Source organism: Hydrogenophaga sp. 70-12 (genome assembly GCF_001897365.1).
GTDB lineage: Bacteria > Pseudomonadota > Gammaproteobacteria > Burkholderiales > Burkholderiaceae_C > Hydrogenophaga > Hydrogenophaga borbori.
Genome location: NZ_MKSS01000256.1, coordinates 1 through 9,157 on the forward strand (window position 1 = coordinate 1; position 9,157 = coordinate 9,157).

Annotated in this window: 8 protein-coding genes; 5 read left to right on the forward strand and 3 right to left on the reverse strand. The window is 71.5% G+C overall.

Going from position 1 to position 9,157, the window contains the following annotated elements:
- The 3 genes from BGO22_RS14315 to BGO22_RS14325 all read left to right on the forward strand — a co-directional run.
- The coding region (locus BGO22_RS14315) for a DUF1365 domain-containing protein (protein WP_286851428.1) at positions 1 to 689 on the forward strand (689 nt) is incomplete at its 5' end.
- A gap of 11 nt (positions 690 to 700) precedes the next feature.
- Entirely contained in the window at positions 701 to 1,957 is a 1,257-nt protein-coding gene (locus tag BGO22_RS14320) for an SAM-dependent methyltransferase (protein WP_083293182.1), read from the forward strand.
- Between the two features lie 58 nt (positions 1,958 to 2,015).
- Entirely contained in the window at positions 2,016 to 2,765 is a 750-nt protein-coding gene (locus BGO22_RS14325) for a YoaK family protein (protein WP_070399391.1), read from the forward strand.
- A gap of 98 nt (positions 2,766 to 2,863) precedes the next feature.
- Here BGO22_RS14325 and BGO22_RS14330 read toward each other — a convergent pair whose 3' ends face one another.
- Positions 2,864 to 4,219 (reverse strand): TonB family protein, encoded by a 1,356-nt coding sequence (locus BGO22_RS14330; RefSeq protein ID WP_286851431.1) that lies wholly within the window; start codon positions 4,217 to 4,219, stop codon positions 2,864 to 2,866.
- A 46-nt stretch (positions 4,220 to 4,265) separates the two neighbouring features.
- Entirely contained in the window at positions 4,266 to 5,951 is a 1,686-nt protein-coding gene (locus tag BGO22_RS14335) for an FAD-dependent oxidoreductase (protein WP_286851432.1), read from the reverse strand.
- A gap of 163 nt (positions 5,952 to 6,114) precedes the next feature.
- Here BGO22_RS14335 and BGO22_RS14340 point away from each other — a divergent pair, with 163 nt between their 5' ends.
- A complete protein-coding gene (locus BGO22_RS14340) occupies positions 6,115 to 7,662 on the forward strand; it encodes a BCCT family transporter (RefSeq protein WP_083293183.1) in 1,548 nt (515 codons plus the stop codon).
- Positions 7,659 to 8,342: a MarC family protein gene (locus BGO22_RS14345; RefSeq protein ID WP_286851435.1), complete on the forward strand. Its 684-nt coding sequence runs from the start codon at positions 7,659 to 7,661 to the stop codon at positions 8,340 to 8,342. Before BGO22_RS14340 ends, BGO22_RS14345 begins: the two co-directional genes overlap by 4 nt.
- A 6-nt stretch (positions 8,343 to 8,348) precedes the next feature.
- On the opposite strand, the gene BGO22_RS14350 is transcribed toward BGO22_RS14345, so the two are convergent.
- Complete coding sequence (locus BGO22_RS14350; RefSeq protein WP_286851436.1) at positions 8,349 to 9,059, reverse strand: GNAT family N-acetyltransferase; 711 nt, start codon at positions 9,057 to 9,059, stop codon at positions 8,349 to 8,351.
- Between the last annotated feature and the right edge of the window lie 98 nt (positions 9,060 to 9,157).

Below are 9,157 nucleotides of genomic sequence, written 5' to 3' on the forward strand. Positions count from 1 at the left end.
TGCACGCGCGCCTGCGCTGGTTTTCCGTCGGGCGCTTCAACCTGTTCAGCCTGTGGCCCTCGGACCATGGCGACGGCAGCGCCCACGACGCCGCGGGCCTGCGCGCCCAGCTGGACGCGCGCCTGCGCGAGGCCGGCCTGCCGGTGGGCGGCGCCATTCGCCTGCTGGCCCTGCCGCGCGTGCTCGGCTATGCCTTCAACCCCCTGAGCGTGTGGTTCTGCGACGCGCCGGACGGGCGCTTGCAGGCCATCGTCTATGAGGTCAACAACACCTTTGGCGAGCGCCACAGCTACCTGATCGAGGTGCCCGAGGCGCAGCGCGGCGCGCGCCTGATCGAGCAAGGCTGCGACAAGCGCCTGTTCGTGTCGCCGTTCCTGGACATGGAGCTGGCGTACCGCTTCCGCATCGAGCCGCCGGGCGAGCGCCTGTCCATCGGCGTCGGCGTGCACCGCCGCGACGGCGGCGCCGCCGTGCTGCACGCGCGGCTGGACGCCCGGCGCCGGCCGCTCAGCGATGGCGCGCTGTGGCGGACCTTCTTCGCCTACCCGCTGCTGACGCTCAAGGTGATCGTCGGCATCCACTGGGAAGCGCTGCACCTGTGGCGCAAGGGCGCGCGGCTGCGGCCGCGCCCGGCCCCGCCGGCCCAGGCCATGAGCGTCGTGCGCTCCGGCGATTCTTCTTCCTCCTGACGCGAGCACCCATGTCCCACGACACCCCTTCCTTGCGGCCCGTCCCCCACCACGCGGCCCCGGCGGCGCCGGCGGCCACCCTGAGCGGCGACGCCTCGGGCCTGCGCCAGGCGCCGCTGCGCCGGCTGCTGTCGCGCGTGCGCGCCGGCCGGTTGCTCCTGACCCTGCCCGACGGCGCGCGCCTGCAGGCGCAGGGCGCCGCGCCGGGCCCGAGCGCGGAGCTGCGCCTGCACCGCTGGCGCCCCTTGCTGCGCCTGCTGCAGCAGGGCGACCTGGGCCTGGCCTGGTCGTACCGCGACGGCGACTGGAGCACGCCCGATCTGGTGGCCCTGCTGTCCTTCGGGCTGGCGAACGAGGCCGCGCTGGACGGCGCCATCTCCGCGCCCGCGCCGGCGCGCTGGCTCGCGCGGCTGCTGCACCGCCTCAACGCCAATACGCGGCGCGGCAGCCGCCACAACATCGCCGCCCACTACGACCTGGGCAACCGCTTCTATGAGCGCTGGCTGGACGGCAGCATGCTGTACTCGAGCGCGCTGTACGACGGGCCGGCGGACTCGCTGGAGGCCGCGCAGGCGCGCCGGCTGGAGCGCATCCTCGGGCTGCTGGACGTGCGGCCGGGCCAGCGCGTGCTCGAAATCGGCTGCGGCTGGGGCACGCTGGCCGCCACGCTGGCGCGGCGCGGCGCCGAGGTGGTGGGCGTCACGCTCTCGACCGAGCAGCTGGCCTTCGCGCGCGAGCGCGCCGCCGCCTGGGGCGTGGCCGATCGGGTCGATCTGCGGCTGCAGGACTACCGCGACGTCGAGGGCCGCTACGACCGCGTGGTCTCCATCGAAATGATCGAGGCCGTGGGCGAGGCCTATTGGCCGGTCTACTTCGCCACGCTGCGCGAGCGGCTCAAGCCCGGCGGCGTGGCCGTGTTGCAGGCGATCACCATCGACGAGCGCCGTTTCGAGGGCTACCGCGACAACCCGGACTTCATCCAGCGCTGCATCTTTCCCGGCGGCATGCTGCCTTCGCCCGAGCGGATGGCGCAGCAGGCGCGCCAGGCGGGGCTGCGTCTGAGCACCGAACTGCGCTTTGGCCACAGCTACGCGCGCACGCTGGCCGATTGGCGGCGGCGCTTCCAGGCCGAGTGGCCGGCCATCGAGGCCCAGGGCTTCGACGCGCGCTTCAAGCGCCTGTGGGAGTACTACCTCGGCTACTGCGAGGCCGGCTTCCTGGCCGGGCGCGTCGACGTCGGCCTGTACCGCCTGGTCCACGAGAACTGAAGGCGCGCCGGGGGGCGCGGGACAATCGGGGCCACGACAGCGATCCCGGAGTGTTCCCATGCCCATCCAATACGCGCGATTCCTTGTCGGCCGCGAGCGCACGCTGGCGGCCAACCGGCAGGTGGGGCTGCTGCTGGCCTTCGTCGCCGGGGCCATCAACGCGGGCGGTTTTTTGGCCGTGCGGCAGTACACCTCGCACGTGACCGGGCTGGTCTCGTCCATGGCCGACCACCTGGTGCTGGGCGAGGGCGCGCTGGTGGCCTCGGCGCTGGCGGCGGTGCTGGCTTTCCTGCTGGGCGCCATGTGCTGCGCGGTGATGGTCAATTTCGCGCGCCGGCGCGCCATGGCCAGCGAGTACGCCTTGCCGCTGCTGCTGGAGGCCCTGCTCATCCTGTGCTTCGGGCTGATGGGCGCCTGGCTGGCGCGCTTCGAGGGCCTGTTGATCCCGGCCACCGTGGCCCTGCTGTGCTTCATCATGGGCCTGCAGAACGCGGTGGTGACCAAGCTGTCGAACGCGGTCATCCGCACCACGCACATGACGGGCGTGGTGACCGACCTGGGCATCGAGCTCGGCAAGCTGCTGTACTGGAACCGCGCCGAAGGGCCCCAGCCCGTGGTGCGCGCCGACCGCGACCGCATGCGCGTGCTGGGCGGCCTGCTGGGCGCCTTCGTGGGCGGCGGGGTGGTGGGCGCCTACGGCTTCAAGCGCCTGGGCTACGGCTTCACGGTGCCACTGGCGGTTGCGCTCACGGTGGTGGCGCTGGTGCCGGTGTGGGACGACTGGCAGCGGCGGGGGCGCAGGGACTGAGGCGGGGCCCTGGTGGACGGCGCGTCGAACGTGGACAAAGCCCGATCGCGCGTCCCCGTCCGCTCACGAACCAACCGCTGTCCGGCATGGTGGGGCTGTCAGGGATCCAGAACGAATCGGAACGGGATCCGCACCGTGGACTCCGTTTCCAGGCCGTCGCGGTCCCTGGCAGGGTGAAAGCGCGAGGCGGACACGCTGTCCAGTGCGGCCTGATCGAGGCTGGCGTAGCCGGAACTGGACGCGACGGCTGGGCGCAGCGGGACACCGTCCGCCCCGATGCGCACGCGCACGCTCACGACGCCGGTGTGTCCGTGCCGACGCGCGGCGGCCGGGTAGGCCGGCGGGACCGTGGTCCGCGCGGCCGGCTTCGTCACGGCCCGCCGCTGCTCCATTCTTTGCTCGTCTTGCGCGAGGGCCTGTGCCTGCGCGGCGTAGCGGGCGGTGGCGTCCTGGTCCCCCACACGCTCTGCCTGGTCACGCAACCAGTCGACGATGGGGCGCTCCCATGGCGTGGGCGCTCCCGGTAGGCGCATGGCCTCATCGAGGGCCTTCCTTGCCCAGCTGGCGGCCGCTTCGGATGAGCCCTTTCGATCCAGTATGCGAGCCAGAGTGAACTGGCCATTCGCGATGACTGCGCCGGATGCCTGGTGCTCGGTCCAGCGGCGCATGGCCTCTTGCAGTACGGCCTGTGCCTCATCGAGTCGGGCCTGGCTCAATAGGCTGGACGCCAGGGTGTTGTAGGCGTTCGGCCGCAGCCTGGCATGGGCTGGGTTGGCTTCGACGATGGCGATGAGGCGGCGCACGGTCTTCTCGGCCCGGTCGGCGTCCCCCAAGGCCAAATGGTGTTCGGCCTGCGTTTGCAGAACCATGGCGGTCATCTCGCTCGAGGGGCCCAGTGCCGCTTCGCTGTTTCGCAAGGACGACTCCAGCAAGGCCTGTGCGCGCTGCGGCTGCTGCCGGCTCCACAGAAGACGGCCGTGCGCGAGCTGCAGCTGGGCGGCGAGGTCGCGCTCTGCGTCGGCGGGATCGGCGAGAACGTCCAAGGCCTGTTGGTAGTGCGCATCGGCTTCGGCCAGGTGGCCTTGCCGCTCTTGGAGGCCAGCGAGGACGCCCAGATAGGCCGCCATGAGGGCGGGGGGCGCCGGGGGCAGCTGGCGCAGCACCGCAATCGCCTGCTGCATGGGGCGTTCGGCCTTCGCATACAGCCCTTGCGCCCGGTAGGCCTGCGCCAACGACACGAGGCTCACCACCCGTGGATGGCTGATGGGCGGCAGCAGCTGTTCCGACAGGGTGTCGAGCCGTTGCGCCGCGGCGGTGGCGTCCGAATACCGGTGCGCGTCCACCAGCGCTTCAACCTCCTTTCGCAGGTCGTGCCATTGCGCCGGCTGCGCCCAAGCCGCCGTGACGATCGCCCCTGCCAGACAGGCGGCGCGGACACATTGGGTCATCAGCATGTCGGGTCGTCCCCAGAGCGCACCATGAATGGGGTGGCATTTAACCTCAGGTGCCGGCCACGCGGCCCCACACCGCCGCCGCCTCGGTCGCCTCGCGGCCGCGCCAGGCCACCACCTGATCGGGTCGCACCAGCAGCAGCTGCCCGTCCAGCACGGGCGCGGCCTCGGCTTCCGAAGGGCAGCGCAGCGCCACGTCCAGGCCGCGCGCCCGACCGGCCTCGGCCAGCGCCTGTCCGTCGGCCTGCAGCGCGGGCGGCGCGAGCACGGTCCACTCGAACCCCAGTTCGTCGAACAGCGAGCGCTCGCCGCCCAGCCAGGCGTGCGGCAGGCGGCCCCCGGGGTTGTTGGAAGGCTCGTAGTGGTTGGCCGCGTCGGGCGGGATGCGGCCGGGGTCGCTGAAGACGATCGGCGAGGCGTCATACCGCTCGCCGAAGGTCACGCCGGGGATGTTGAACTCGCGCCGCACGTGCTCGTTGAGCACCGCGCTGGCGTGTTCGCGCAGGGCCTCGCCCTCGGCACCGGCGGCCTCGAGCGCGGCCGTGGTCTGGAACAGGCCGATGGAATCGGCGAAGCCGCGCGCGTAGTTCGTGTTGCGCAGGCCGATGGGGCGGCGCTCGGTCTCGTAGCTGTCCAGCAGCGCGGGGGCCGAGAGCCCTTTCAGCACCGACGCCAGCTTCCAGCCCAGGTTCACCGCGTCGCCCACGGCGGTGTTGTAGCCCAGGCCGCCGGTGGGCGTGAACAGGTGCACCGCGTCGCCGGCCAGGAACACGCGGCCCTGCTGGTAGCGGTCGGCCACCAGCGAGTGGCCCGCGATCCAGGTGCCGGTGGACAACACCTCGACGGGCAAGTCCATGCCGCTGGCCTGCGCGAACAGGCGCTTCGCGTCCTCGTGCGTCCAGTCCGACGGGTCTTCGTGCGCGTGCACGGCCGCGTGGAAGGCGAACTCGCCCTGGCCGTCCACCGAGGCCATGAACACGCGCCGCTCGTGGTTCACGCTCACGTACATCCAGGCCACGTCGTGCGGCAGCTGTTCATAGAACGTGGGCGCGCGCAGGTAGACCGCGAACATGCGCCCGCCCATGAACTCGCGCTGCACGCCGGTGGCGCCGCCGTAGGCGATGCCCAGGGCCTGGCGCACCACGCTGCGCGCGCCGTCGGCGCCCACCAGGTAGCGCGCGCGCACGGGCACAGCGGTGCCGCTGCCGTCGGCCGGGGCCACGAGTGCGTCCACGCCCTCGGCGTCCTGCTCGAATTCCACCAGCCGCCAGCCAAAGCCCACGGGCCGGCCGGTGCGCGCCTCGGCGTGGCGGCGCAGCACCGCTTCCACGAACTTCTGCGACACGCGGTGCGGCAGCTCGGCCGCGTTCCAGGCGCCGCGCAGGCCGCGCACGTGCTCGCTGGCCTGCGCCGCCGTGGGCAGGCGCAGCCGCGCCAGCTCGTGCGTGGCGAAGCGCGTGAAGTAAGCGATGTCGGTCGGGTGGTCGCCCGGCAGGCCCATGGCGCGGATCTCCTGCGCGATGCCGATGCGCCGGAAGTGCTCCATGGTGCGCGCCTGCGTGGCATTGGCCTGCGGGTTGAAGGCCGTGGTGGCCTTCGGGTCCACCACCAGGCAGCGGATGCCGCGCAGGCCCAGTTCGTTGGCGAGCATGAGGCCGCAGGGGCCGGCGCCCGCGATGAGCACGTCCACGGCCATCGTCGCGCCCACGCGCTGGGCGTCTTGCAGTTCCTTCACTGTTTCTCCTCGGGTCTGATTCGCAGAGGCCGGCGTCGCGGCCTGGCCGATGCGGGATTGGACCGCCAGAATCGCCCCGGTGGCGCGGCGCGGGCCCCCTGGAAAAGAGTTTTCCAGCGTGCTGGCGTGTATGGTGTGGCCTCGATCTGGAGGAGAAGACCCCATGCAACTCATCGTCTCGGTCGGACTGATCCTGGCCATCGTGCTCTGGGGCGTGCTGTCGCCGGCCTCGCTGGGCGCGGTGTTCGACACGTTGCTGGCCGTCATCACGCGCGATTTCGGCTGGCTCTACCTGTGGGTGGTGCTGGGCCTCGTGGTCATGGCCCTGGTGCTCGCATTCAGCCGCTACGGCGACCTCAAGCTCGGCGGCGAGGACGAGGAGCCCGAGTTCTCGCTCGGCTCCTGGTTCGCCATGCTGTTCGCCGCCGGCATGGGCATCGGCCTGGTGTTCTGGGGCGTGGCCGAACCGATCTCGCACTACGGCAACCCGCCGCCCGGCATCGCGCCCCAGACGCCCGAGGCCGCCAACGCCGCCATGCGCTACAGCTTCTTCCACTGGGGCCTGCACCCCTGGGCGGTGTACAGCGTGGTGGCGCTGGCCATCGCTTTCTTCCAGTTCCGCAAGGGCGGTTCGGCGCAGGTGAGCACGGCGATCGAATCGCTGCCCTGGGGTTTTGCCCGGCGCCTCGGGCCGCTGGTCAATGTGCTGGCCGTCATTGCCACCGCCTTCGGCGTGGCGGCCTCGCTCGGCATGGGGGCCTTGCAGATCAACAGCGGCCTGGCCGCGCTGACCGGCATGCCGGTGGGCCCGGCCTGGCAGGTCGGCATCATCGCCGTCACCACGGTGCTGTTCGTGGGCTCGTCGGTGTCGGGCGTGGGGCGCGGCATCAAGTGGCTGTCCAACGCCAACCTGCTGCTGGCGGCGCTGCTGGCGCTCACGCTCTTCGTGCTCGGCCCCACGGTGGCCATCATCGACACCTTCACCACCACGCTGGGCAGCTACGTCAGCGAGTTCGTGCGCATGAGCCTGCGCATGACCCCGTTCCGCGACAGCGGCTGGGTGGGCGGCTGGACGATCTTCTACTGGGCCTGGTGGGTGAGCTGGTCGCCGTTCGTGGGCCTGTTCATCGCGCGCGTCTCGCGCGGGCGCAGCGTGCGCGAGTTCGTGCTCGGCACGGTGCTGGCGCCCACGCTGGCCGGCTTCCTGTGGTTCTCGGTGTTCGGCGGCACGGCGCTCACGCTTGAGGTGATGCGCGGCGTGCCCTTGTCCGAGGCGGTGAGCGCCGACGTGTCCACGGCGCTGTTCGCGATGTTCGAGGCCTTGCCGTTGGGCAGCGTCATGAGCGTGGTGGCCACGGTGCTGGTGGTGGTGTTCTTCGTCACCTCGGGCGATTCGGCCACGCTGGTGCTGAGCATGATGAGCACGGGCGGCGACGAGAACCCGCGCGCGCGGGTCAAGCTCATCTGGGGCGCGCTGATCTCGGGCATCGCGATCTCGCTGCTGCTGGCCGGGGGCCTCAAGGCCGTGCAGACGGCCACCATCGTGTTCGCGGTGCCGTTCGCGGTGGTGATCGTGCTGATGGCCGTCGCGCTGTGGCGTGGCGTGCGCGACGACTGGGCCGAGGAGAACCGCCGCGAGCGAGCGCTGCGCCGGCGCATGCGGGAGATGGTGGAGCCGCCTCAGGGAGGGAACGGGGTGAGGGGGCCATGAGCGTCGAACTGAGCCTGGCGTTCGGCAAGAGTTTCCTGTTCGTCTTCGCCGCGCTGCTGCCCATCCTCAACCCGGCGGCCACGGCGCCGATCTTCCTCGGCCTCACCGAGGGCGCGTCCGAGCGCACGCGCGCCATGCTGGCGCGCAAGATCGCGCGCAACATGTTCGCGCTAATGGTGGGCAGCATGCTGGTGGGCTCGCACGTGCTGGCCTTCTTCGGTATCTCGCTGCCTATCGTGCGCGTGGGTGGTGGGCTGATCCTGGCGGCCACCGCCTGGCGCCTGCTCACCGCCACGCAGTCCACGGCGGACAGCCGCACCGAACTGGCCGACGCCTTCACGCCCGAGATGGCGCGCCGCCAGGCCTTCTACCCGCTGACCTTTCCGATCAGCTGCGGCCCGGGCTCCATCGCCGCGGCCATCACCGTGGGCGTGTCGCTGAGCAACGACCGCATGGGCCTGGCGCTGGCCAACATCGGCGGCGGCGTGCTCGCGCTGCTGGCCATCGGCCTGCTGCTGTACCTGGCGTTCCGCTACGCCGAGCACCTGCTGCGCCCGCTGGGCGAGGCCGGCGCGATCATCTTCCTGCGCCTGTCGGCCTTCATCCTGCTGTGCCTGGGCGTGCAGATCGTGTGGGACGGCGTGAGCGAGCTGGTGCGTGGGCTGATGAGCAGCCTCTGAGCGGGCTCAGACCAGCACGTCGCGGATCGACGGGTCCTTGTCGAACTGGGCCTTGGCGAAGGGGCACAGCGCGACGACCCGGGTCTTGGTCTCGCGCGCCCAGGCCACCAGCGCGTCGAGCAGCTGGCGCCCCGCGCCCTGGCCCTTGAGACGCTCGTCGACCTGGGTGTGGTCGATGATGATCAGCGTGGGGTTGGTGCGGCTGTAGGTCATCTCGGCGAGGCGCTCGCCGGCCTGCTGGATGAAGAAGGCGCCGGTGCTGCCGGCTTCCTGGTGTTCGATGGAATGGGTCATGGGAAGGGTTGTTTCAGGTGGGCCGCCGTCGATCCATTGGACAGGCACCCCTTGCCGCAGCGTGTTGTGCACCTCCGCCACCGCATCGGTTTCGCGCAGCAGCCGGGCAATGGTGTCCGGTGGCGCGGGCGACTGTACCCGCGCCCGGTAGCGCACGTCGCGCGCGGCCAGGCCGATGCCGGCGAATTCGGCCTCGGCCTGCACCTCCACCCGCTCCAGCACCACGCCCAGGCGCGCGGCCTCGCGGTACAGGTCGTTGCAGTAGCAGGTGGCCAGGGCCAGCATGAGGAACTCGCCGCCGTTGGTGGCCGAGCCGCCGCCCACGGCCTTGGGCGCGACGGGCAGCGTGTGTTCGGCGTCGCCTGTGCGCAGAACCACCTGGTGCTGGCCCGGTGCGTGGGTGAGCGAAGCCGAAATGCGCATGCTTCGGCTCATGCCGGTTCGCGCGCGGGTCCGCGCGGGCGCCGCGGGTGGCGCTTGCCGTTGAGCAGCTGGCTGATCCAGCCGTGGCGCACGAACAG